This window comes from Thalassospira sp. (genome assembly GCF_030690045.1).
Lineage (GTDB): Bacteria > Pseudomonadota > Alphaproteobacteria > Rhodospirillales > Thalassospiraceae > Thalassospira.
Genome location: NZ_JAUYHK010000011.1, coordinates 96638 through 120734, shown reverse-complemented (window position 1 = coordinate 120734; position 24097 = coordinate 96638). Strand labels below are relative to the sequence as shown.

Sequence of the window (24097 nt, the reverse complement as noted above, 5' to 3'; positions counted from 1 at the left end):
TGGTGCTCCTTTAATCGCCGTCGCCCGAACGGCTTTGAATATAATTCTGGATTCCGGTGTGCTCGATCTGCCACTGCTCGGTTTCCATCCAGTCGACATGCTCTTCCTGGTCATCCAGAAATTTCACCAGCAAATCACGGGTCACAAAATCCTCGGCCTTTTCACAGGCTGCAATCGCCTCGCGCAATTGCGGCAAGGCGGCCAGTTCGTATTTCATATCGCATTCAAGGATTTCGACGACATTTTCGCCGATCAGCAATTTGTTAAGATTCTGCAAATTGGGCAGCCCCTCCAGAAACAGAATGCGCCCGATGGTGTCATCGGCGCGTTTCATTTCCTTGATCGACAATTTATATTCATATTCGCCCATCTCTTCGACACCCCAGTCCCGCAACATACGGGCATGCAGGAAATACTGGTTAATCGCGCTCAACTGATTGGTCAGAACGCGATTGAGATGGCTGATGATCTTGGGATCACCTTTCATTGCGGCACTCCTTTTATAAAGCTTGCCTGAATACTGCCCCCCACGCTCAATGAATTCAAGTCATTTAAGTGAATTTGATTTCCATTATCAATAACTTAGGCATTTTTTGATAAAAGAACCAAAGTAATCACCACAATGAAAATCATTCTCATGAATTTTCGCGCAAATGATTATTAGGAACATATTCTTTCCTCTTTCCGCCAATCTGTTTTGAATATCCTCACGCGATTCGCGCTCTCCTGTCACCGGCAAGGCATGACTGTCGGGCAACCAAACCACGTGCCCCGTCGTGCCGCAGATTTGCACAAGGGAATTCTTTCTGTGATATCTCATTTGGGAACGATGCCCGTATCGGGCGCTTGCCGAACCGGTTTCACCGATGATCGCATCAGGCGGTCGCGCAAACAAAAAGCCGGACAAAATGTCCGGCTTCTGCGTTACAGCTGCCTATAGTCTGGCGCTGTCGGTGTTTCGTCTGGCTCAGGCGATGGCGTCGCGAGCGGCTTTCCGCGCAACGTCCCTGATCTGCCAGCGGGAAATCCCGACATCGTCAAGATCACGGGTGTCGAGATTGTAAAGTTCATTCGCGACAGACCGTGCATAGGCCCAACGACGAACAGCAACGATCATACTGGACAACAACATGTTGAACCTCCTGTGTTAAAAAAATCGAACGCTTCCTGATATGGACACTGTATCCTGACCGGACGGCGTTCAGCGATGTTCCTTCTGCAATGCAGCATATCAGAAACAGCCCCCCTCTCAATCTGCAAAGATTGCACATCATCTATGCCATTTCGGCACAATTGAATGGGTTCAATTGTTTTATTGGATGAAAATTCCTGCTGCAAACGGAGTAATCTGAGAAAAATCACGATTTTTCAACACAGTGCACCGCACCATAAACCATGCCCGAACCAGAACCGGCACGGCAAAACCGTCAGACACAAACGGTTTCCCTATTTATTATCGACGCCAAACCGCCCCGACCTTTTCCAATTGTGACGCACCGGAATAACATCCGTTCTGAACCGGTGACTAAAAATACGGTCCGGTATGCGCTATCAACATGCTATACATGCAGATTATTGTAACAATTTGTTTCCATGCGTGCTTTTGGAAACGCCCTGTTACAGTTTTGTAGATGCATTCCCCGTCCTCCCGCAGCATGGTGTCGCGGCAAATGGTTTTAAACCAGGGAGGAAACCCAAATGAAACTTACCAAAACAATTCTGGCCACCGGTGTGGCATTTTCTGCACTTGCAACCGCAACCTTCGCCCATGCCGAACCGACTGCCGAAGTTCTGCATTGGTGGACATCGGGCGGCGAAGCCAAGGCCGTTTCGGCTTTGAAAGAAGACTTTGAAGCCAAGGGCGGTAAATGGGTAGACAGCCCGGTCGCCGGTGGTGCCGGTGATGCGGCCATGACGGTTCTGCGTTCGCGCGTCCTGTCGGGCGATGCACCGGCGGCCGTTCAGCTCAAAGGTCCGGCAATTCAGGAATGGGCCGAACAAGGCGCCCTTGCCGATTTGAATGACGTTGCCGCTGCCGAAGGCTGGAACGATGTTCTGCCTGCCGCCATCCAGACGATCATGCAGTATGAAGGTGATTACGTGGCCGTTCCCGTCAATATTCACCGTGTTGACTGGATCTGGGCAAACCCGGAAGTGCTGGCCAAGGTTGATGTCACCGAAGTTCCCGGTACGTGGGAAGAATTCAACAGCCTTGCTGACAAACTGAAAGCCGCCGGGATTACCCCGCTGGCCCATGGTGGTCAGCCGTGGCAGGACGCAACCATCTTTGAAACGGTTGTTCTGGGTGTTGGCGGACCGGAATTCTATCAGCAAACCATGATCGACCTTGATGAAGACGCGCTGAAATCAGACACGATGAAAGCCGTGTTCGACCAGATGCGCAAAATGCGCGGTTATGTCGATGCCGATTTCTCCGGTCGGGACTGGAACCTTGCCACCGCGATGGTCATGAATGGCGATGCCGCCATGCAGATCATGGGTGACTGGGCCAAGGGCGAATTCATGGCAGCCGGCAAGGTACCGGGCAAGGATTTCATCTGCGCCCCGACCCCGTCGGAAAACGGCTATCTGTTCAACACCGACAGCTTTGCCATGTTTGAAGTCAGCGGCGATGACAAGGTTGCCGGTCAGAAACTTCTGGCCGAACTGATTGTTGGCGAAAAGTTTCAGGAAACCTTCAATCTGCTCAAAGGTTCGATCCCGGCACGTCTGGGCGTTCCGATGACCAATTTTGACGATTGCGCCATCAAATCCGAATCCGACCTGAAATCGGCCGAAGAAGCGGGCGGGTTCCTGCCGTCGATGGCACATGGCATGGCCCTGCGTGGTCACCTTGCCGGTGCAATCATTGACGTCGTTACCGCACATTTCAACTCCGACATGTCGTCTGACGAAGCCGTCATCCGTCTGGTCGAAGCCGTTGAACTGGCCAAAGACTGATCACCTTCATAAACAGGCATTGCGCCTGACGTGAAAATGCTGGCTCCGGGCTTTTGTCCGGGGCCAGTGTCCCGCATTTATAAATAAAGTTGAGGCAAAGGGTTATGGGGGCTTCTTCAAGCACCAAAAGCAACCTGACGGCGCTCATTCAACGCAATCTGTCCAAGATCGTTGTCGCACCGTCCTTTGCTGCGTCCCTGTTTTTTGTCTATGGGTTTATCCTGTGGACGGCCTATATGGCGTTTTCAGATTCACGCATGATGCCTTCCTATGGCTGGACGGGCTTGCGGCAATATGAACGCCTGTGGTCGATGGAACGCTGGCATGTTGCCATCGAAAATCTGCTGATTTTCGGCGGATTGTTTATTACGATTTGTCTTCTTCTGGGTTGTTTGCTTGCGGTCCTGCTGGATCAGCGCATCCGGGCCGAAGGCGCACTTCGCACCATTTTTCTCTATCCGATGGCCCTGTCTTTCATTGTCACCGGGACCGTCTGGAAATGGATTCTCAATCCGGGCCTTGGTCTGGAAAACATGATGCACGAACTGGGCTGGGCCAGTTTCAAGTTCGACTGGCTGATCAATTCCGACATGGCGATCTATACCGTTGTCATCGCCGGGGTCTGGCAGGCGTCGGGCTTTGTGATGGCGATGTTCCTTGCGGCGTTGCGCGGTGTCGATCAGGACATTATTCGCGCCGCCTATATGGATGGCGCCAGCCTGCCTCGCATTTATTTCGGCATTATCATTCCATCGATCCGCCCGGTTTTCCTCAGCGCGATTGTCGTTCTGGCCCATCTCGCGGTCAAAAGTTTTGACCTTGTGATTGCCCTGACCGGCGGTGGCCCCGGCTATGCCTCGGATTTGCCTGCGACCTTCATGTATACGATGGCGTTCCAGCGCAACCAGCTCGGCATTGGTGCCGCCAGTGCAATGATGATGCTGGCGACCGTGATGGCGATCATTGTGCCCTATCTCTATTCCGAACTGCGGGGAGGCAGGAAAAATGGCTGATCTTCAGCAATACAGCCATGGCGCAGGCTGGAAAAATGCCGTTCTGCGCGGCTTGCTTTATCTCGTACTGATCCTGTTTGCGCTCTATTACCTGTTTCCGCTGTTTGTAATGGTTTCGACATCACTGAAATCATTGACGGAAATTCGCGAAGGATCTTTGATCTCCCTGCCCCGCGTCATCACTTTTGACGCATGGACCTATGCCTGGAACGACGCCTGTGTTGGCGTCACCTGTTCGGGGATCAAGGTCTATTTCTGGAATTCGGTCAAAATGGCCATTCCGGCCGTTTTGATTTCGACCTTTCTGGGCGCGATCAACGGCTATGCCCTGACCAAGTTCCGGTTCAAGGGGGCCAATGTGGTGTTTGCCCTGTTGCTGTTTGGCTGTTTTATCCCGTTTCAGGTGGTTTTGCTGCCGATGTCACAGGTTCTGGGCAAGCTGGGCCTTGCCAGTTCAACACCGGGTCTGGTCATGGTCCATGTTGTGTATGGCCTGTGCTTCACCACCCTGTTTTTCCGCAATTACTATGTTTCGATCCCCGATGAACTGGTCAAGGCGGCCACCATCGATGGTGCGGGTTTCTTTACGATTTTCTGGCGGATCATCCTGCCGATTTCAACCCCGATCATTGTGGTGTCTGTCATCTGGCAGTTTACCCAGATCTGGAACGACTTCCTGTTCGGGGCTTCGTTCAGTTCGGGCGATAACGCGCCCATGACTGTTGCTCTTAATAACATCGTCAATACCACCACTGGCGTCAAAGCATACAATGTCGATATGGCCACAGCCCTGCTGACCGGCCTGCCGACCCTGTTGGTTTATGTTTTGGCCGGGAAATATTTTGTCCGCGGCCTGACTGCCGGCTCGGTGAAGGGATAATCAAATGTCATCACTCACCCTTGATAAAGTGCGCAAGGCCTATGGCCCGGTCGAGGTTCTCAAAGAAATCAATCTGGCGATTGAAGACGGCGAGTTTCTGGTCCTTGTCGGTCCGTCGGGTTGCGGCAAATCCACCCTTCTGAACCTGATTGCCGGTCTGGAATCGTCATCTGGTGGCGAAATCCGCATTGGCGACCGGGTGATCAACGATGTTCACCCCAAGGACCGCAACATCGCAATGGTGTTTCAGTCCTATGCGCTCTATCCCAATATGACTGTGCGCAAGAACATCACCTTTGGTCTGGAAATCCGCCGGGTATCGGCAGAAGAACGCGACAAGGCTGTTGCCAGCGTCGCAAAACTTCTGCAAATCGAACCGCTTCTGGACCGCAAACCGGCACAATTGTCGGGCGGTCAGCGTCAACGTGTGGCGATGGGCCGTGCCTTGGTGCGGAACCCGGACATTTTCCTGTTTGACGAACCGCTGTCAAATCTTGATGCCAAACTGCGCGTCGATATGCGCACCGAAATCAAGAAACTGCATCAGCGTCTGGGCGCGACCATCGTCTATGTCACCCACGACCAGATCGAAGCCATGACTCTGGCGTCGCGCATTGCGGTGATGAAAGACGGTATCCTGCAACAGTTCGACACGCCGCAGCGGATTTATGAACACCCCAACAATATGTTCGTTGCCGGTTTCATCGGGTCGCCCTCGATGAATTTCATTCATGCCAAACTGATCAGCGACAATGGCCGTCTGGCCATATCCATCGAACGCGGCAGCAACCCGATTGTCCTGCCGCTGAAAGATGCACCCGAAAGCTATAACGCCTATGTCGGCAAGGATGTGGTGTTTGGCATCCGCCCCGAAGGCCTGACGCACAAGCGGACCGGGTCGGAAGAACCGGGCAGCCAGTATGTCAATTTCGACAGCAAGGTCGAAGTCATCGAACCGACCGGGGCCGACACCATGACGGTCATAGAAATCGGCGGTAAGGAAATCGTGGCGCGTGTCCGGCCCGACCGGGCACCCCATCCGGGCGAAACCATGACATTCTCGGCCGATATGTCTCAGATCAGTCTGTTTGATCCGGTAACGGAACTGCGGATCTGATCTGAACGGCGGGAGGGTCTGGGGGCCGCCCGCCGTTCTTCTTTTTACATCGTCTATCCGCCAGCAAACCGCACCGGGCGCAGAAACCGGGCGACGAAAAGCGCGCGCAAACATGTGCTTTCAGGGAGACAGGTCACATGACCACACAAGACCGGACCGGCAAGGGGGTTGGCATCCGTTTCAAATTGGGGGCCTCGTTTGGTGCGATGGCAACCATGACGACGATTGCCGCCATTGTCGGCATTATCTCGATTGAACGGATCAGTTCGGCCCTGAACAGCGTTACCGAAACCTCGTCGGTGGCACAGGCCCTGCGCGCCGCCGAGGAAAGCAGCGCGATTGCCGTGATTGCATCGGAACTGGCAAACAATCCATCGGCCAATATCGAACAATTGTCCGGTCTGGCCAATCAGCGCATGCAAAATCTTCAGGCTGCAACACAAAACAGCCTGCTGGCCGACGATGCCGCCACATTGCAGCCACGCCTGACCTCGCTGATCACAGCAGCCAACACACGCAAACAATATGACAGTGCGGTTGCCGCAGGCGTTGAAACCCTGCGCCGCTCCCATGACGGATTTCTGGGCAATATCAATCAACAGGTTGAAAACGCCAATCGCGATCTGGTATCGGGCAGCAATTCGGTCATCAATACCGCCAATGACAATATCAATACCCTGATCACCGGCGAAGTCGGCACCTTGCGCACCGCCCTGACCTTGCAGGCCGAGGGCAATCTGATGGTCAGTATCCTGTTGGAGGCAGCCAACGCCGAAAATGCCGCCGCCCTTGACGCGCTGGAAAGCCGTTTTGCCGAAACCAGCAAGGTTCTGGGCGATCTGGGCATGGAAATTCAGTCACCCGAACTGGCCGACATTACCCTTTCCCTGATCGGTTTTGGCGAAGGCAACAACAATGTCTTTTCGATACGCCGCAACGAACTGACGGCAACCGCACAATCCAGCGAAGTGTTTCGCAAGGCCCGCGAGGGACTGGAAGCCCGCCTGCATCAGGCCTATGGCGAGGTGATGGCACTGGTTGACGGCAACACCGCCCTGCTGCCTGCCCCGCGCAATCAGGTCAAGGCGATTGTCGCGCAAAGCTATGCAATGATGGTCTCGGGAATTGCCGCCACCAATATCGCCAAGGTGCGCGAGGCCAAGGACAATTTCCAGAAATTCTATTCTGAAAACCGTAAAATCCCCGAAGAAATCAGTGCCGATTTCAAAAAACCGATTGGCGATTTTTTCCGTCTTGGCATCACCCGTGGGGCACTGTTTGATCTGCGCGCCCAGGAACTGGAAGCCATCGAGCGCGCCATCGCCACATGGTCGCGACTTGCCGCCGAACGCAAGGCCGAACTGGTTGCCACCCATGTCGCGTTCCGCGATGCCATCCAGCCGGTGGTCGAAACCGCCGATGCCAATCTGCGGGACCGTTCCGCCAGCATCCAGGAAGAAAGCCGCACCGCCCTGACCAGCCTGCTTGAAGACCAGTTGACCGCCCTGATCACGATGGTGCGCCTTGAAGCCACCGGCAATCTTGCCGTCGGATATCAAAATCAGGCGGCGGCTTCGTCCGATCTGGCCGCGCTGGATCAGGTATCGGCACGTCTTGGCGATACCGCAACCCAAAGTACGGCAATTGCCCGATCGCTCAGCGGGCAAACCGACATTATCAATGCCGCCGCCAGCCTGACCGGCCCCACCATTGTCGAACAACGTCGCGCCGCCCTTCTGGCGCGTAACGAAGCCGCCGCAGCCCTTGACGGCGTTCGGACGTCGGTTGAAAAAATGGGTGTGCAGGGTGTGGCCGGTGCGGCAAGCCAACAAGCCTCTGCCGTCACCCGGCAATCGGCACGCGCCATTGCCCAGGGTCGCTGGATTCTGATCTCTCTTGGCATCGGGTCTCTGATTCTGGCCGGGTTGCTGGCGTGGTTGTATGTCGGGCGCGGCCTGATTGCCCGTCTGGAACGGGTCCGCGTGGCGATGGCCGATATTGCCGCAGGCAATACTGCCACCATCATTGACGATACCGGCAATGATGAAATTTCGGAAATGGGCAGGACACTGGAAGTTTTCCGCGCCAATGCCGTCGAAATTACCGCCGCCCAGCAGCGCGAGGCACAACAGCGCGATGCCGCCGCCCGCGAACGTCAGGATGCCCTGAACAATCTTGCCGCCGATTTTGAAACGCGCATCAAATCGGTTGCCGAAGAAATCGGCACCGCATCGGAACAAATGAACGCATCAGCCCAGATACTTAGCGAACGCAGCACCGTCAGCGCCCAACGTTCCGAAAGTGCTGCCGCTGCAACAGAGGCAACAGCACACAGCGTTGAAACCGTCGCAGCCGCCGCCGAACAACTGGCCGCCTCGATCCGGGAAATCCGCCGCCAGACGGCTGATTCCACCGATATTGCCCGCACCACAGCCAAACGCGCCGAAGAATCGGCGCAAAGTGTCGGTCAACTCAACAAGCTGGCCGAAGAAATCGGCGATGTTGTCACCCTGATTTCAACCATTGCCGAACAGACCAACCTGCTGGCGTTGAATGCCACCATCGAGGCCGCCCGCGCCGGAGACGCCGGCAAGGGGTTTGCCGTGGTCGCCAACGAGGTCAAACATCTGGCCGATCAAACCGCCAAGGCAACCGCCGATATCGAAGGCCGGGTCCGTGCCGTTCAGGATGCCACCCGACATGCCAGCGACGAAATCAACGCAATCAGCACCGCGATTGCCGACCTTGACGGCATCACCAGCAATTTGTCGAGTGCCGTGGAACAACAGGCATCGGCCACCGATGAAATCACCCGCAATGCCCAGGCCGCCAACGACACCACCCGCCGCGCCGCAAGCGACGTGTCCGCAGCCAATACGGTGGTTCTGGAAACCGGGGAAATATCGCGCGATGTTTTGACCGCCGCCCAAAATCTTGGCCGCAAGGCCAGCCATATCCAGCACGAGGTTGATGGATTTCTGCGCGATGTCCGGCAAGGCTGAATATATCAAAACACCCGGCCTGCCCCGTCTGGCCGGGTGTTCAGGCCACCCGGCGCGGCAGGGTGATCGTAACCTGCAATCCCCGGCGCGGCAAATTGCGCAGGCTGATATCGCCCTCATGGGCGTCAATCACGGTTTTGACAATCGACAGGCCAAGGCCACTGCCGCCAGTGCTGCGTGCCCGGGATCCCTCAACCCGGTAAAACGGTAAAAACACCTTTTCCTGTTCTTCTTCGGGAATGCCCGGCCCTTCGTCACAAACCGTCACCATCACCCGATCTGCCGTGGCATCCAGACTGACATAGGCGCGATGACCGTATTTCAGGGCATTTTCAATCAGATTGGTAAAGGCGCGTTTTAAGGTTCCAGCCCGGCAGGTCAGGCGAATGGACCGTTTATCGCCAAAGGAATGGGCCTCGTCCCCGCCGCCAAAAACCGTATGTACAGAACTGAATTTTAACGGTTTTGGTCCTTCAAATACCACCGGGCGGCCCAGATCGGCATAATCATCGCAAATTGCTTCCAGCACCGAAATGAAGTCAACGGTGCGTTCTTCTTCCTTGTGAATCCAGTCACCAAGGAAATCCATCGCATCGCTCAGCAAATCATCCATTTCATCCAGATCGCGCAGCACAGTTTCGCGTAATTCGTCATTATCGATAAATTCGGCGCGCAACCGCAACCGCGTGCTGGGCGTACGCAAATCATGGGAAATCGCCGCCAACATCCGGGTCCGGTCATCCAGCATCCGCGCAATCCGCAACCGCAACCCGTTATAGGCCGCCGCCATTGACCGTGCCTCGGTTGGCCCGCGTTCTTCAACCGGCGGGCCTTCGACTTCATCCCCATTGCGCAAAATCGCATGGGTCAGGGATTTGAACGGCCCTGCCAGCAAATCGGCAAGGGCGGCAAACACTGCCAGAACTGCCACCACGCCCACCAGAAACATAATAAATACCACAGAGGGCGATGCGTGATCGGCCCATAACACCGGATGCGCGACCAACAACCGGTTGCCCGATGGCATGGTAACTTCCAGCCGCCCCTCCAGCCCCAGCCGGGCAATTTCACGCGACAGACCGGCAAAAAACAGACCGGGACTTTCGGACTTTTCAATCGATGATCTTTGTTCGGAACTTAATCGTCCACGCCGGAAATACACCTTTACCGATGTCGGCCAACCGGTTTCGCTTAACCGGACCGGCAGGGCGATATGTTGCGCCGGACGGCTAAATAACAGCGATGTTCCCGGCTCGTCCGCCGCCATCAATGTCACCAAAAGCCCATCGCGTGCGCCAAGATCAGCGGCACTGGACCGCAATTCCGGGTTTTCGGCAATCAGGATCAATTCCCGGATGGTAAAGCCCAGCGTATAGGCGCGGCTGATGCGTTCGCTGCGGTCAATGATATATTGCGACGCCATTGTGCTGATCCCGGCAATAATCACACCGCCCAGCATCATGATCACGAAAATCCGCCCGCCCAGGGTGCGGGGTTTGTAATGCCGTAAAATTTCGGCGATGGCGCTGCGGCGGCCCTGCACGCCCTACTCCAGACGGGTATCGGCGCAAAACTGATACCCGATGCCGCGCACGGTTTTGATCAGCTTGGGATTTTTGGCATCTTTTTCAATCTTGCGCCGCAATCGGCTGATCTGGATGTCGATGCTGCGGTCAAACGGAATAGAACTTTGCCCGCGCACAATATCCACAAGCTGTTCGCGTGACAAAGGCCGCTTGTTATGTTTGACCAGCGCGCGTAACAGGGCGAATTCGCCGCTCGACAAATGCACCACCACATTGTCGGACCCGCGCAATTCCCGCGCCCCCAAATCCAGAACCCACGACCCAAACAGGATTTTTTCCGATCCGCCCTGATCTGGCGGGGCTTTGGTGCCGGTTTCTGCCCGCCGGAAAATAGCCCGAATACGCGCCAGCAATTCCCGTGGATTGAACGGTTTGGTCAGATAATCATCCGCGCCCAGTTCCAGCCCCAAAATCCGGTCGGTATCCTCGCCCACGGCAGTCAGCATAATGATCGGCACCTTGGAATTGCGCCGCACATCTCGGCACAACGCAAACCCGTCATCACCTGGCAACATGATATCAAGGATCACCAGATCAATATTCCAGTCGCGCAGGGCCTTGTGCATCTCGCCGCCATCGGAAACCGTCGTAATGCGAAAACCGTGTTGAAGCAGGAATTTCTTCAACAGGCGCTGTATTTCCTGATCGTCATCGACGACAAGAATATGGGGTTCACGGCGGGAACTCAGGCTCTGTCTCCTGCAAAATCAATGGCTTTGTCCAATTGCGGCGGAGTGTAATCGGTTTTTGTAACAAATTGAAGCATTCTGCGATCATCGCCCTGTTGATTTTGGGGATATCGGACTGCCAAACAAAATGGCAGGCCGAAATGATCATTCGGCCCGCCATTGTAACACCCGTCACATTCCCACACGCATCAGCCACAAATCGGGTAGCTAACTTTATGCTTTTATTTCAGATCATAAATTTTGGTGCTGCCAGAAACTTCTGACGCAATCACCAGCATGGCATTACCCGTCGGGCTTTTTGCCGCATCAATAAACAGCATCCCTTCCGGGGCCAGTTCACCCGCTTTGTCGGTCTTGGGATCACCGGCAAAATTACGGTCAGTATGATAGGTCACAAATTGCGGGTTTTGTGGATTGCTCAGGTCATAGACCATGAAACCACCCTGCCGTTCCAGACCAATAAACGCATAAGGGACGCCATTGACATAGCCGCTGGTAACACCTTCCGGCTCAGGGCCTTTATCATCGGAACGATCATCAAAGCTGCCATTTTCGCTGCTGTCAGCGTTAAAGTCGCTTGCAAAATGCACGGCCAGATATTGTTCAAACTGATCGCCGCTATCAAAAATCATCGCAGCATGATCGTTCAGGACAGAAAACGACCGACCGCCGAATGTGTAAAGCTTGTCAAAATCACCGTCGCCATCAACATCTCCCTGGGCCGTTGTCACCTTCAGACGGCCCAGATTTTCCTTTTTCTGCAATGTTTCGGCATCGGGAAACGCCGTCGGATCCAGTTTCAAATCGCCAATGCGGGCTTCTTCGCTGTATCCGTCATAATCGCGGGAATCACCTTCATTGGCGATGATGAAATAATCTTTGCCGTCAATTTCAATGCCCTCAATGGTATCAGGCATATACATGCCCCAAACCGGCCAGGTTTTTATATTGATCGCGTCATCCTTGTTGCTGGCATCAAGGGCATGGATCGAATGATCCTTGAACCCAAGAGCAACAACATCCGTTACGCGGGCGGTCGCAATATCGACAATTGCAATGGCGTTGTTTTCCTGCAAAGTCACATAGGCTTTGCTGTCATCCGCACTGATCGCAATATATTCCGGTTCAATATCCTGTGCGATGCTGGATGTCCCCGGATTTGCTGTGCGCATACCATATGGCAGAACCGCTTCGTTCAGATGTTCAAATGTTGCGAATTTAACATTTTCATCGGTTATTGTGGTAATGTCGGCCGGAACGGAAATGACAGAAACGCTCCCTTCCGGGTCATTGTCGAAGGCGTCATTGGGTTCGCCTTCATTGGCGACCAGCACATGTCGGCCGTCGTGGGTAAACTTGATCATGTCGGGCAAGGCACCAACGGTTACTGCCGCTTTGAAATTGCCGTCGATATCAAAAAATACCGCTTTGCCCGGTGCCTGTTTCTCGGTGTTTTCAACAGCGGCCGCAATCAGGCCATTATGAATGGAAACACTGTTGGCGGTCTTGCCCCACTGTGCCAGTTCAATCGTTGAAATTTTGCGAATATTCATGGGATCGGACAGATCCAGAATATCAATTCCCTTGTCCCCGCCATTGACAACAAACGCCCGCTTGCTGTCGGCATCAAAAGCGACAATTTCTGCCCCACCTTCATCAAACAACTTCGTCCGATATTCTCCCATCGGCGTAATTGCAAGCGTATGCGCCGCCATATTGGCGCTGCGCAAGGAAATATCATTTTTCATCTGCATGCCACTAGCGGCACCTGCCGATAACAGACCAGAAATCGCAACACCTGCCAGCAATACTGAACGACGCATGAATTAACCCTTTTTGTCTGTGAAATTTATCAAGGATTCAACAATGAGAGTTACGGGTAACGGTTTCATGACAATGATATGATGCTTTGATAAATATCTTTGCAAAGGATGTGCTCCGACCCGGTCCCCGATGCGTATTGAGAAAACAGCACAATCAACAGGGCCAGCATTTTTCATGTCACAGCAAAAAATTGCCATCATCGGGGCTGGGATGACCGGGCTCAAGGCGGCATCCAGCCTGAATCGCGCCGGGTTTTCCGTTACCGTTTTTGAAAAAAGACACAGCCTTGGCGGGCGTCTGGCGACCCGGCGCACGGAATTGGGTATGTTTAATCATGGTGCGCAATATGTCACCGCCAAACGTCCCGATTTTACCGCCTATCTGATCCGTGCTGCCAATCTCAATGCCGCATCGGGCTGGCATCCGCATATCCACCCCCAACCGGGTGGCAATGCCGATCCGCGACAGGACTGGTATCGCGGTGCGCCACAGATGAACCGGCTGGTCAATCCCCTGCTCGCCTCTTATCCGCTGATCAGACAGAGCACCATTACCGCGATTGAACCACTGGGCCGCAAATTCATCCTGCATGGTGCGGCAGACGAACAATTTGGGGAATTTGACAGTGTGATCGTCACCGCCCCCGCCCCGCAAACCGCAAATCTTCTGATGCCGTTGAGCGGTCGGTTTGACTGCCTTGGCGATGTGACAATGGCCCCGTGCTGGGCGGTAATGGTGGCCTTTGCCAAATCACTGGATATGCGCTGCGATGCCATGCTGCATCCCGACCCGGCCATCAGTTGGGCCGCACGCAGCGAAGCCAGCATGCCCGGACGTCCGGATTTATGGGTGATCCATGCCAGCCCGCAATGGTCGCAAGACCATCTGGAAGATGACAGGGATAGGGTGATCTCCCGCCTGCTGGCCCGGTTTGAAGATGTTAATCCCGCTCTGTTGCCTGCCGTCATCTCGGTTGATGCCCATCTCTGGCGTTTTGCCCGCACGCAATCCCCACTGGGCCGCAGCCATCTGGCCGGGCTCAATGGCAGGATCATTGCCGCGGGGGACTGGTGCCTTGGCGCACGGGTCGAGGCCGCCTATGACAGTGGCCGTTGTGCCGCCAATGCCCTGATCGAAACATTTTATGGGTAAGGCCGCCCAAACCACCGGCGGGAAAATGCGTAAAAAGGCCGACCTTCCTGCCAAAATCTGCGTAATATGCCACCGCCCATTTGCATGGCGACGCAAATGGGCGGTGTGTTGGGATCAGGTGCGGTATTGTTCGGAAAAATGCCGTCGTACCCGGCAATCCGCAACACTCTCCGTTCAGGATCGCAGACTGTAAAGCTGGTCGATCAGACCGGCGGTTGAACTGTCGCGGTTTTGCGCAGTCTCCTCGCCCCGGACCATCGGCAGCAATTCTTTCGCCAATTGCTTGCCCAGTTCCACCCCCCACTGGTCATAGGAATTGACGTTCCAGATAATCCCCTGAACAAAGATTTTATGTTCATACATCGCCACCAGCCGCCCCAGCGTAAAGGGATCAAGCTGTTTATACAGGATCATGGTGCTGGGTTTATTCCCGGCAAAAACCTTGTGCGGGGCCAATGCCGCGATTTCACCGTCCGACATGCCCTGTGCAGCCAGTTCAACCTGCACCTCCTGCGCAGTTTTGCCGCGCATCAGGGCTTCGGCCTGGGCAAGGCAATTTGCCACCAACTTGTCATGATGGTTTTGCAACGGATGCAGCGCCTTGGCCGCCACCAGAAAATCAACCGGGATCAATTCCGTGCCCTGATGGATCAATTGATAAAAGGCATGTTGACCATTGGTGCCCGGTTCCCCCCAGATCACCGGGCCGCTGGCACGGGTAACTTTTTTGCCATCGCGCTGCACCGACTTGCCATTGCTTTCCATATCGGCCTGCTGCAAATAGGCCGGAAGCCGCGACAGATGCTGATCATAAGGCAGGATGGCATGGCTGGCCGCGCCCAGAATATTGCGATACCACACCCCGATCAGGGCAAGGATAACCGGAATGTTTTCGGCCAGACGGGCGGTGCGAAAATGATGATCCATTGATGCCGCACCGCGCAACAATTCCTCGAATTTGTCATAGCCCACCGCCAGAATAACCGGCAATCCAATTGCCGACCACAGGCTGTATCGCCCGCCAACCCAGTCCCAGAAACCAAAGGCATTGTCGGTATCAATGCCGAAATCTGCGACCTTATCAAGGGCGGTCGATACCGCGACAAAATGCTTTGCCACCGCCCCGTCATCGCCCAGCTTTTCAATCAGCCACGCACGGGCCGACAGGGCATTGGTCAGGGTTTCATCGGTGGTAAAGGTTTTCGACGCAATCACAAACAGGGTGCGTTCCGGATCAAGGTCTTTCAGCGTATCGACCAGATGCGCACCATCGACATTGGACACGAAATGGGCCCGAATGCCGTCAAGATGAAACGGGCGCAGCGCCTCGTTGATCATCACCGGCCCCAGATCGGATCCGCCAATGCCGATATTGACGACATCGCAGATGGTTTTGCCGGTATGACCTTTCCAGTCGCCCCCCTGCACGCGGGCGGCAAAGGCCTTCATTCGCGCCAGCACATCCTTGATACCGGGCATGATATCCTGCCCGTCCACCATCACCGGGCCACCATCCAGATTGCGCAGGGCAGTATGCAAAACCGCCCGGTTTTCGGTGATATTGATCCGGTCCCCGGCAAACATCCGGTCCCGCCATTCAGTCACATTGGCGGCCTTGGCAAGGTCGATCAATTCACCCATCACCGCATCGGTAACAAGATTCTTGGAATAATCGACAAACAGATCGTCAAACTGCAAATGATAACGGCCAAACCGCCCGGCATCACTGGCAAAGGCCCGTCGCAGATGGAAATTTTGCGCAATATCCGCGCCCAGTTTCTCCAGATTTTCCCAGCGATCCGTCAGATTTTCGGTGGACATGGCATCCTCGGTTTTCAAACAGGTCGGCCCGCAGGCCATGATGATATGCGTGGGACGTCTATAGATGGTCTGGCAATCAGGCTTGCGCCATAAAAGATGTAACTTCCGCCTCGGTCGGCAGGGCGGCAATCGCCCCGCGTTTGGTCGCGGTCAGCGCCCCCATCGCATTGGCAAACCGGCAGGCGGCGGCAATTTTATCCTGTGATGACAGCAATTCCGGATCTTTCAGCAATCGTGACAGGAAACCGGCGGTAAATCCATCCCCGGCCCCGGTGGCATCAACCGCCGTCACCCTGAAAGCATCGGCATGCCCGGTAAAATCAGGGGTGAAAAACCGGCTACCTTCAGGGCCGGAGGTCACGATCAGAAGTTTCCAGCCCGCACACCACAGCTTTTTGACCCCGGCATCAATATCTTTTTCACCGGTCAGAAAGGCCACTTCGTCATCGGAAATTTTAACAATATCGGCCTTTGAAATCGCCAGCAGCAACATCTCGCGCGCGGCATCCTCATGGGGCCACAATGGCAGGCGCAAATTGGGATCGCAGGAAATAATCGCCCCGCCTGCCCGCGCAATTTCAATGGCCTTTAATGTCGCCGCTCGTGGGTCGTCATCAATCATGCACAGCGTACCGTAATGAAACAGATCGCATCCTTGCAGCATCGCCACATCCAGATCGGCAGGCGACAGCAACATATCGGCCGAAGGCGAACGGTAAAACGAAAATTCGCGTTCGCCATCGGCCCGCAACGACACAAAGGCCAGCCCGGTCAGGGCTTCTTTCGTCAGGACAATTCCCGATGTATCGACATGATCGGATTTTAACGTATCCACCAGAAAATGCCCGAAGGCATCATCGCCCAGCTTGCCGATAAAGCCGGTGGCAATCCCCTGGCGCTGCAACCCCACTGCCACATTGCCCGGCGCACCGCCTGCCGCCTTGGCAAAGGCCGGTGCATCGGCAAGTCCCGTCCCCGTCACGGTCGGGACAAAATCAATCAGCAATTCCCCAAGGCAAACTGCTTTCACTGTCATGTTTATCTCCGGTTTGATGGCCTTTATGGCCTGGTGTTTTGTGACGTGGGACAGCATCTTTTAAATCGATTCAATTACGGTCGCAAAGAAAAAGCCGCCCGGAAATTTCCCGAACGGCCCGACAGGATCAAAACAGCAAAAAGCGCTGCATTTCCCCCTCAATAAAGCGCCATTTCAACTTCACGCGCCCGGCCCAGTTCGGTCATCCATTCGCCGATTGACGGGTCCTTTTGCAACTGGCGACCATAATGGCGGGTCAGGGCCGCACTCAAACGCCCCTTGCGACCCAGATACGCATCGGCATAGCCGATCATCACAGAATTGGGCCACGCCTGGGGCCGGATCATGGCCAGACGGTGAAAGAGTTCATCCTCGCTGGCATCGGGTTGCGCCTGTGCCATCAGGGTCATCATCGCCGCCGTTGACCGCGATACGCCCATATGACAATGCACCAGCAAATGCCCGTCGGTCCGGCTGTCACAGGACCCGGCCAGTTTCTCGCCAAAACCAAGGATTTCCTCGACATGGCCGGATTGCGGCATGATCATGCCGGGTTTTTCCTCGATAATATCGTGAAACCGCAACAGGGTGCGGTCATGCGGCGCATAGGTGCCAAAGGCCTCGGGATCGGGGGTTTCCGGGTCAATCACCGATAAAACATGCGTCACAGACCGCGCTGCATGCCCCGGAAGTTCTTCAATGCCACAAATCGTCAAAACCGAAATCGAAACCGACTGCATCATGCTTTCCTGTATCAGACCCAAAACAAAGGCCGGTACATCTGTACCGGCCTGATCGCCCATAACGGACTATTTCTTGTTGGCTGCGTGTAAATTCAACATTTCCCACGCAATCGTCGCCCCGGCAAGGGCGGTAATATCCGCCACATCAAAGGGCGGGGATACTTCCACCACATCGCTGCCGATCAGGTTGATCCCCTCCAGCCCGCGCAGGATCGATACCGCCTGATGGGTGGTCAACCCGCCCAGAACCGGGGTTCCTGTGCCTGGCGCGTAACAGGGATCAAGGCCATCAATGTCAAAGGTGATATAGGCCGGGTTATCCCCGACCACCGCCTTGATTTTGGCGACAATCGCCTCGATCGACATCGCCTGCACATCCGGGCCGTACAGGATGTTAAACCCCTGCGTCGATTCATTATGGGTACGGATGCCGACCTGTATGGATTTGGCCGGATCGACAATGCCGTTTTTCGCAGCATGCCAGAACATCGTGCCATGATCGATCCGGTCACCGTCATCTTCCCACGTATCGGAATGGGCATCAAACTGGATCAGGGAAATCCCCTTGCCGTATTTTTCGGCATGGGCCTTGAGGATCGGATAGCTGACGAAATGATCGCCGCCAATCGTCAACATTTTGGCACCCGATTGCACGATGGTTCGCGCATGGTCTTCGATGGCATCGGGGATCATTTGCGGATGGCCCGGATCAATCACCATATCGCCATAGTCAATCACGGCCAGTTGCGCAAAAATATCGCGACCCGACGGAAAATGCGGGGCCCATGCCAGATGGGCCGATGCCCGGCGCACCCCCTGCGGGCCAAGCCGCGTTCCCGGTCGGCTGCTGGTCGCCAGATCATAGGGAACGCCAGTCACAGCAACATCAATGCCGCTCAGATCGCGGCTATAGATCCGGCGCATGAAAGACAGTGCGCCGGAATACATCGGCTCGCTGGTGTTCTGATGCACCGATTTGGCGGTAAAGGCGTTGTCGCCGCCCTTGGTATCAATCACTCCGGTACTGCTCATCTTTCCAGTTTCCTCACGCTCAGGCATCGCCAAGGGCGATCCATGTCGATTTGATTTCACAATATTTATCAAGGGCATGCAACGAACGGTCGCGGCCTGTGCCCGATTGTTTGTAACCGCCAAACGGCATGGTGATCGACCCGCCGTCCCAGCAATTGATCCAGACCAGACCGGCCCGCAATTTTTTCGCGGCCAGATGCGCCTTGTTGATATCCCGCGTCCAGACGGCAGCAGCAAGGCCATACGGCGTATCATTGGCGGTTTTCACCGCTTCCTGCCAATCGTGAACTGATATCACCGACAATACCGGGCCAAAAATTTCCTCGCGGGCAATCGTCATATCGTTGCCCACCCCGTCAAATACCGTGGGTTCGATGAAATAGCCGCCGGTTTCGGTGCGCACACGGTTACCACCGGTGCGCAATTGCGCGCCTTCGGCATGGCCTTTTTCGATAAAGCCCAAAACGCGGTTCATCTGGTTTTCATCAACAATCGCCCCCATCTGGCTGGCCGGGTCCAGCGGATCGCCCGGCACCATTTTCTTGCCCTGGGCAATCACTTTTTCGATGAATTCATCCTTGATGCTGTTTTCAACAATCAGGCGCGATCCGGCGGTACAAACTTCACCCTGATTATAGAAAATCCCGCCCGCTGCGGCGGCCGCTGCCGCATCCATATCCGGGCAATCGGCCAGAACGATATTGGGGCTTTTGCCGCCGCATTCCAGCCAGACCCGTTTCATGTTCGACTGTCCTGCATATTGCAAAAACAGTTTTCCGACTTCGCCCGACCCGGTAAAGGTCACGCAATCAACATCGTCATGCAGGCCCAGTGCCTTGCCCGCCGTCGGGCCAAAACCGGGCACCACATTCAAAACCCCGTCGGGCAACCCGGCCTCTGTCGCCAGTTCGGCAATCCGCAACGCCGTCAGCGGCGATTGTTCGGCGGGTTTCAAAACCACTGAATTGCCCATCGCCAATGCCGGGCCCAGTTTCCACATCGCCATCATCAAGGGAAAATTCCACGGCACCACGGCGGCGATCACGCCCAAAGGTTCGCGGGTGATCATGCCAATCGCGCGTGGGTCACGCGGCGAAATTTCGTCATACACCTTGTCGATCGCCTCGGCGTACCAGCGCATGCAACTGATCGACAATGGAATATCATCGCCCGATGACATCGAAATCGGCTTGCCCATATCAAGGCTTTCCAGCAGGGCCAGTTCAGACGCATGTTGTGCCATCAGATCGGCGAATTTCATCAAAATCGCCTTGCGTTTGCCCGGCGCGGCCTCCGACCAGCTGCCTTTTTCAAACACCGCACGGGCGGCTGCCACGGCACGGTTGACGTCTTCGACATCGCATTCGGCGATTTTCGCCAGAACCTTGCCATCGCGCGGACTGACGCAATCAAAGGTGCGACCCGACGCCGCATCCACATAAACCCCGTTGATAAAGGCCTGACGACGGATATCAAGGCTGGCCGCTTGTGATTTCAGGGCGTCAAAGCTCATGACTTTGGTCATTGGATAATCTCCTGATACAGGACGTGACCGAGTGTGCCACATACTTGTCGGTCAAAATATGATTTCAATATGACGGCGGCGTTGCCGCACTGACGACTTCGCATTCGGCATCGTCGGGATTGCGGAACCGGTGCGGGATTTCGGCATTGAAATAATAGGCATCGCCCGGTTCCAATACCTGCACCCGGTCGCCCACGGTGACTTCCAGCCTGCCCCGCACCACAACCCCGGCTTCTTCGCCCTTTTGAATAATCAGGCGATCCCCGGTGCCGCCTTTGGGCGGATAGATTTCATGCAACACCCGCAATTTGCGATCCTTGCGGGTTGCCCCGACCAGACGCATCGACATCGTGCCGTCCGACAGCTCCACCAGATCATCCCGCCGGAAAAAGATTTCCTCGCCATTATCCAGATCAATGGTGAAAAAATCGATCAGGCTCATCGGAATGCCGTCCAGAACCTTGGTCAGCGAGTCTACCGACGGGCTGACCCGGTTCTGTTCGATGGTTGAAATCGTGCTGTTGGTCACCCCGGCCCGACGCGCCAGTTCGCGTTGCGATAATCCATACATATTGCGCACCGATTTCAGGCGGTCCCCAATCTTGTTGGAAGCCACACGGTGCGGTTTTCCGTCCTCAATGACCGTGGCCATTAAACCGCATCCAGATACCAGCGATATTCAAGCGTGGTGACTTCGGCAAAGAACTGGTCATATTCGGCACGGCGGCAAACGTCATAAACCTCGACAAACCGTTCGCCCAGATAATCCTTGACGATCTTGCCATCCACAAAACAATCCAGCGCCGAAATCATGCTGCGCGGCACGATCTTGCCGCCGGTCTGCTCATAACCGTTGCCTTCAACCGGCGCACCGGGATCAAGTTTGTGTTTGATTCCGTAATGCATCCCGGCCAAAACACAGGCCAGCACCAGATAAGGGTTGGAATCCGCCCCCGACACCCGATGTTCGATCCGCGCACTTTCAGGGCCACCCGCCGGAACCCGCAAGGCCACGGTACGGTTATTCAGGCCCCAATTGGGCGACATCGGCGCATAGGCATTGTTCTGGAAACGCCGGAACGAATTGGGATTGGGCGCAAAAATCGCCATGCTTTCAAACATCGATGCCTGCAACCCGCCAATCGAATATCGCAGCATATCGGAAACGTCTTCATCACCAACTGGCGACAATACATTCTTGCCTGCCGCATCGCGCAAGCTGACATGAACATGCAAACCGTTGCCGGCCTGATCGGAATAAGGCTTGGCCATAAAGGTCGCCGTGACCTTGTGATCCCACGCAATCCCCTTGACCACGCGCTTTAACTGCATGGCATGATCGGCGGCCTGCATCGGGTCATTGACATGGCCCAGATTGATTTCGAACTGTCCGGGGCCGGCTTCGGCCACGATGGTATCGGCCGGAATCCCCTGCCGGTTCAGCTCACTGACCGCATCATGCAGCACCCGGTCGAAATTTTCGATTTCCTGCAAACCATAAACCTGTACCCCGTCAGACGCATAACCACCGCCCAATGGTGCGGGCGGCAACGGAATCCCGGTTTCGGTATTCTGGTCGGCCAGATAAAATTCCAGTTCCAGTGCCACGGTCGGAAACAGGCCATCCGCCGCCATCCGGTCAACGACCCCTTGCAAGACATTACGCGGATCGGCAAAAAACCGTTCCCCGTCAAGGTCATGCAACGACATCATCACCTGTGCCAATGCCTGCTTGCCATACGGCACGCGATGCAATGTGCCGGGAATCGGATGGGCGATATTATCCTGATCGCCGCTGGACCATAACATCCCCGTACCTTCGGGATTGTTGCCGGTAATATCGACCAGACACATCGAACCGGGCATATTGACGCCCTCGGCATAACTTTTCAGAAATTTGTTCTTGCTGACGCGCTTGCCGCGAAACACCCCGTTGATATCGGGCAGCAAAATTTCGACCAGTTCGATATCCGGATTGGCATCAAAGAACCTTTGGGCTTCGGCCCGACTGTCTTCGACGAACGTCTTGTTCATCGGTTTATACCCCCAGATAGCGTCTTTGTTATGAATGCCTCATGGTGCCGCGCCGCCGGGATTTGGTCAAGCCCTTGTTCATTATATCGTGCATCTGCCATTTTATCCCTGAACAAACATTGCGCCGCACAATACGGCATTGTTTCTGCCTCATCAGAACATCTGTTGGCTTTTTTGCGCCACGATACCTCGGACAAGGCGACAAAAATTTCCTCTTGCAAAGGTGTGCGAAAAAACGAACACTTGAACAAGCCGTTCAACATTCCACACAGAGCAAGGCGCATTGTCGCTGCCGGGAGACGTCATGAACCAGATCGACAAAACCACCCATTGGCAGAATATCGACCAGCAACACCACATGCACCCCTTTACCGATACCGCCGACCTCAATGCACGCGGTACACGGATCATTACCAAGGCGCAAGGTGTCTATATCGAGGATTCGCACGGCAAACGTTATATCGACGGCATGGCCGGCCTGTGGTGTGTCAATGTCGGTTATGGCCGCAAGGAACTGGCTGATGTCGCATCGCGCCAGATGATGGAACTGCCCTATTACAACAATTTTTTCCAGTGTGCGAACGCCCCGGCGATTGAATTGTCGCAGGTCCTGGCCGATATCACGCCCGATGGCCTCAATCATGTTTTTTATGCCAATTCCGGGTCCGAGGCGAACGACACCGTTGTGCGCATGGTGCGGCAATACTGGAAACTCAAAGGCCAACCGGATCGCAGCCATATCATCAGCCGCCATAACGCCTATCACGGATCGACCATTGCCGGGGCGTCGCTGGGCGGAATGGCCGGGATGCATTCGCAAGGCGGGCCGATGTTGCCCAATGTCGCCCATATCATGCAACCATACTGGTTTGGCGAAGGTGGCGATCATACCCCCGATGAATTCGGCCTGATTGCGGCGCGTGCGTTGGAAGACAAAATTCTGGAACTGGGTGCGGACAAGGTCGGTGCCTTTATCGGTGAACCGATTCAGGGCGCGGGGGGCGTCATCATTCCACCTGCAACCTACTGGCCGGAAATTCAGCGTATCTGCGATAAATACGATATTTTGCTGGTGGTGGATGAAGTCATTTGCGGGTTTGGCCGCACCGGCAACTGGTTTGGCAGCGACACATTTGACATCAAACCCGACCTGATGCCGATGGCCAAGGGCATGTCATCGGGTTATTTGCCGATTTCCGCCGTCATGGTCGGCGACCGGGTGGCCGATGTGCTGATCAATCAATGCGGTGAATTCACCCACGGCTTTACCTATTCCGGTCATCCGGTCTGTGCGGCTGTGGCGCTGGAAAATATCCGCATCATTCGTGATGAAAAACTGGTGGAACGGGTCCGTGATGATATCGGCCCCTATCTGCGCAAAAAACTCGCCAGCCTTGCCGATCACCCGCTGGTCGGCGCGGTTGAAAGCGTCGGGCTGATTGCCGGGATGCCACTGGTATCGGACAAGAAAACCCGCAAGGGGTTCGAAAAGCCCGGCACGGTTGGCACCATCTGTCGCGATTTCTGTGTTGAACATGGCGTGATCATGCGCGCCTGTGGCGACCGCATGGTGATGTCGCCGCCTTTGGTGATTTCGCACAGCGAAATTGACGAAATCGTTGAAAAGGCCACCGCCGCCTTTGACGCCACCGCACGCAAAATCGGCAAGATGTAACCGCCCT

General features: G+C 55.1%; 20 protein-coding genes. 8 read left to right on the top strand and 12 right to left on the bottom strand.

Going from position 1 to position 24097, the window contains the following annotated elements; translation table 11 throughout:
• Positions 1-10: 10 nt before the first annotated feature.
• Together bfr and Q8O73_RS06430 are read right to left on the bottom strand one after the other, a co-directional pair.
• Entirely contained in the window at positions 11-487 is a 477-nt protein-coding gene (gene bfr, locus Q8O73_RS06435; RefSeq protein WP_305556586.1) for a bacterioferritin, read from the bottom strand.
• 480 nt (positions 488-967) lie between these two features.
• Positions 968-1132, bottom strand: coding sequence for a DUF1127 domain-containing protein (locus Q8O73_RS06430; protein ID WP_305556584.1), 165 nt, complete (start codon positions 1130-1132; stop codon positions 968-970).
• Between the two features lie 566 nt (positions 1133-1698).
• Between Q8O73_RS06430 and Q8O73_RS06425 the strand changes: the two genes are divergently transcribed.
• The 5 genes from Q8O73_RS06425 to Q8O73_RS06405 all read left to right on the top strand — a co-directional run bounded on the left by Q8O73_RS06425 (position 1699) and on the right by Q8O73_RS06405 (position 8973).
• Entirely contained in the window at positions 1699-2961 is a 1263-nt protein-coding gene (locus tag Q8O73_RS06425) for an ABC transporter substrate-binding protein (protein ID WP_305556582.1), read from the top strand.
• 104 nt (positions 2962-3065) lie between these two features.
• Positions 3066-3974 (top strand): carbohydrate ABC transporter permease, encoded by a 909-nt coding sequence (locus Q8O73_RS06420; RefSeq protein ID WP_305556580.1) that lies wholly within the window; start codon positions 3066-3068, stop codon positions 3972-3974.
• The gene (locus Q8O73_RS06415; RefSeq protein ID WP_305556578.1) at positions 3967-4854 is read left to right on the top strand and encodes a carbohydrate ABC transporter permease; all 888 of its coding nucleotides are present in this window, start codon (positions 3967-3969) and stop codon (positions 4852-4854) included. Before Q8O73_RS06420 ends, Q8O73_RS06415 begins: the two co-directional genes overlap by 8 nt.
• A gap of 4 nt (positions 4855-4858) precedes the next feature.
• A complete protein-coding gene (locus Q8O73_RS06410; protein WP_305556576.1) occupies positions 4859-5971 on the top strand; it encodes an ABC transporter ATP-binding protein in 1113 nt (370 codons plus the stop codon).
• A gap of 137 nt (positions 5972-6108) precedes the next feature.
• Entirely contained in the window at positions 6109-8973 is a 2865-nt protein-coding gene (locus tag Q8O73_RS06405) for a methyl-accepting chemotaxis protein (RefSeq protein WP_305556575.1), read from the top strand.
• A 40-nt stretch (positions 8974-9013) separates the two neighbouring features.
• On the opposite strand, the gene Q8O73_RS06400 is transcribed toward Q8O73_RS06405, so the two are convergent.
• The 3 genes from Q8O73_RS06400 to Q8O73_RS06390 form a co-directional block, all read right to left on the bottom strand.
• Complete coding sequence (locus Q8O73_RS06400; protein WP_305556573.1) at positions 9014-10516, bottom strand: ATP-binding protein; 1503 nt, start codon at positions 10514-10516, stop codon at positions 9014-9016.
• A 3-nt stretch (positions 10517-10519) separates the two neighbouring features.
• Positions 10520-11248, bottom strand: a complete 729-nt coding sequence (locus Q8O73_RS06395) for a response regulator (protein ID WP_305557912.1) — start codon at positions 11246-11248, stop codon at positions 10520-10522.
• A gap of 221 nt (positions 11249-11469) precedes the next feature.
• Positions 11470-13071, bottom strand: a complete 1602-nt coding sequence (locus tag Q8O73_RS06390) for a choice-of-anchor I family protein (protein WP_305556571.1) — start codon at positions 13069-13071, stop codon at positions 11470-11472.
• A 175-nt stretch (positions 13072-13246) separates the two neighbouring features.
• Between Q8O73_RS06390 and Q8O73_RS06385 the strand changes: the two genes are divergently transcribed.
• Positions 13247-14224 carry an NAD(P)/FAD-dependent oxidoreductase gene (locus Q8O73_RS06385; protein WP_305556569.1) on the top strand — a complete coding sequence of 326 codons (978 nt, stop codon included), beginning with the start codon at positions 13247-13249 and terminating at the stop codon, positions 14222-14224.
• Complete coding sequence (locus tag Q8O73_RS06380; RefSeq protein ID WP_371135047.1) at positions 14217-14417, top strand: DUF2256 domain-containing protein; 201 nt, start codon at positions 14217-14219, stop codon at positions 14415-14417. The genes Q8O73_RS06385 and Q8O73_RS06380 overlap by 8 nt, the downstream gene beginning before the upstream one ends.
• Here Q8O73_RS06380 and pgi read toward each other — a convergent pair.
• The 7 genes from pgi to Q8O73_RS06345 form a co-directional block, all read right to left on the bottom strand.
• Positions 14399-16045 (bottom strand): glucose-6-phosphate isomerase, encoded by a 1647-nt coding sequence (pgi, locus tag Q8O73_RS06375; RefSeq protein ID WP_305556567.1) that lies wholly within the window; start codon positions 16043-16045, stop codon positions 14399-14401. The genes Q8O73_RS06380 and pgi overlap by 19 nt on opposite strands.
• 76 nt (positions 16046-16121) lie before the next feature.
• Entirely contained in the window at positions 16122-17081 is a 960-nt protein-coding gene (locus Q8O73_RS06370; RefSeq protein ID WP_305556564.1) for a PfkB family carbohydrate kinase, read from the bottom strand.
• Positions 17082-17239: 158 nt separating this feature from the next.
• Positions 17240-17884, bottom strand: coding sequence for a tyrosine phosphatase family protein (locus Q8O73_RS06365; protein ID WP_305556561.1), 645 nt, complete (start codon positions 17882-17884; stop codon positions 17240-17242).
• A 6-nt stretch (positions 17885-17890) separates the two neighbouring features.
• Complete coding sequence (gene speB / locus Q8O73_RS06360) at positions 17891-18856, bottom strand: agmatinase (protein WP_305556559.1); 966 nt, start codon at positions 18854-18856, stop codon at positions 17891-17893.
• Positions 18857-18875: 19 nt separating this feature from the next.
• Positions 18876-20381 (bottom strand): aldehyde dehydrogenase, encoded by a 1506-nt coding sequence (locus tag Q8O73_RS06355; protein WP_305556557.1) that lies wholly within the window; start codon positions 20379-20381, stop codon positions 18876-18878.
• 64 nt (positions 20382-20445) lie between these two features.
• Positions 20446-21033 (bottom strand): cupin domain-containing protein, encoded by a 588-nt coding sequence (locus tag Q8O73_RS06350; protein ID WP_305556555.1) that lies wholly within the window; start codon positions 21031-21033, stop codon positions 20446-20448.
• A complete protein-coding gene (locus Q8O73_RS06345; RefSeq protein ID WP_305556553.1) occupies positions 21033-22415 on the bottom strand; it encodes a glutamine synthetase family protein in 1383 nt (460 codons plus the stop codon). The genes Q8O73_RS06350 and Q8O73_RS06345 overlap by 1 nt, the downstream gene beginning before the upstream one ends.
• A 304-nt stretch (positions 22416-22719) precedes the next feature.
• Here Q8O73_RS06345 and Q8O73_RS06340 point away from each other — a divergent pair, with 304 nt between their 5' ends.
• Complete coding sequence (locus Q8O73_RS06340) at positions 22720-24090, top strand: aspartate aminotransferase family protein (RefSeq protein ID WP_305556550.1); 1371 nt, start codon at positions 22720-22722, stop codon at positions 24088-24090.
• The last annotated feature ends 7 nt before the right edge of the window (positions 24091-24097 follow it).